Below are 1,132 nucleotides of genomic sequence, written 5' to 3' on the forward strand. Positions count from 1 at the left end.
TTTGATAATTCTTTTTTTGAAACTTATTATTCTTTTTCTGAATATGGGTTATGTGATTTTTCTAGTTTTGATGATCTTCTTGATGCTTTTGCTAAAAAATTTGATTATGATTGTTTTAAGCTAATTTAATGATTTGCAATGAGTTTTAACTATGCAAAACGTTAAATTTAAATACTATGCCGATTTATATCTTAAGCTCGGTAAGTCTGAATGGAAATTATCGACGTATTGCAAGAATAAGGGCATTGTAAAAAATAGGTTGAATTTATTTTTTGATATGGATATTTATGAAATAAAGCCTAGCGTTATTCGTTTGTGGCTTAACTCAATTCAAGATGTTTCTAATAAAAGCAAAAAACACTATTTAAATTCTCTATCTATGATCTTAAAGCTTGCCCTGGAAGATGAAATTATTGATAAAAATCCCATTATTCATATTAAAAGCATAGTTCATAAAACTCCAAGAATAGAGCCTTTTACTAGTCAGCAGGTAAATGATATTTTAAGATTATCTACTAGATATAACGATAGATTTCAAATTTTTTTATATATTGGTTTTTTTACTGGCATGCGGACTGGCGAGATATTATCTCTAAAATTAAAAGATGTCGATTTAGAAAATAGGATTATAAATATAAATTCAACTCGCTCCAGATTTGGCGAGAATACACCAAAGACTATTTATTCAATTAGATCAATACCTATTTTAGATAATTTATATACAAGATTAAAAACTTATATTGAAAAATATCCAGGTAATATCTATCTTTTGCAAACTCAATATAACGAACCTTACAGAGATACTGGCGTTTTTACTTCTGACTTTTGGAAGCCTATTTTAGACGAGTTAAATTTACCATATAGGCGACTTTATAACATGCGACATACTTATGCTACTTCTATGCTTTATGGCAACTATGTTACTCCAGTAGAATTATCAAAATTATTAGGTCACTCCACGCCTAAGATGATTTATGATGTCTATGTAAATTATCTTAATTCAAACTTAAAAGATTTTAAACGAGATATTTCGATTTATTAATTTGGGTCGGCATAGGGATTTTTTTATTTTATAAATTTGTTGTTAAATGCCGTATTTTTTGGGTTTGTGGCGGACAGAGAGGGATTTGAA

General features: G+C 28.1%; 1 protein-coding gene. It reads left to right on the forward strand.

The genetic code is table 11. The annotated features are described in order from the left end of the window. The first annotated feature begins 151 nt into the window (after positions 1 to 151). Positions 152 to 1,042, forward strand: coding sequence for a tyrosine-type recombinase/integrase (locus tag UNSWCS_RS09630; protein ID WP_021088340.1), 891 nt, complete (start codon positions 152 to 154; stop codon positions 1,040 to 1,042). Positions 1,043 to 1,132: the final 90 nt, after the last annotated feature.

Origin of the sequence: Campylobacter concisus UNSWCS (assembly GCF_000466685.1) — a bacterium.
Lineage (GTDB): Bacteria > Campylobacterota > Campylobacteria > Campylobacterales > Campylobacteraceae > Campylobacter_A > Campylobacter_A concisus_A.

What these genes read in the sequence shown, in the direction of transcription:
- UNSWCS_RS09630 (WP_021088340.1), top strand. Translation starts at nt 152, where the DNA reads ATGCAAAACGTTAAATTTAAATACTATGCCGATTTATATCTTAAGCTC.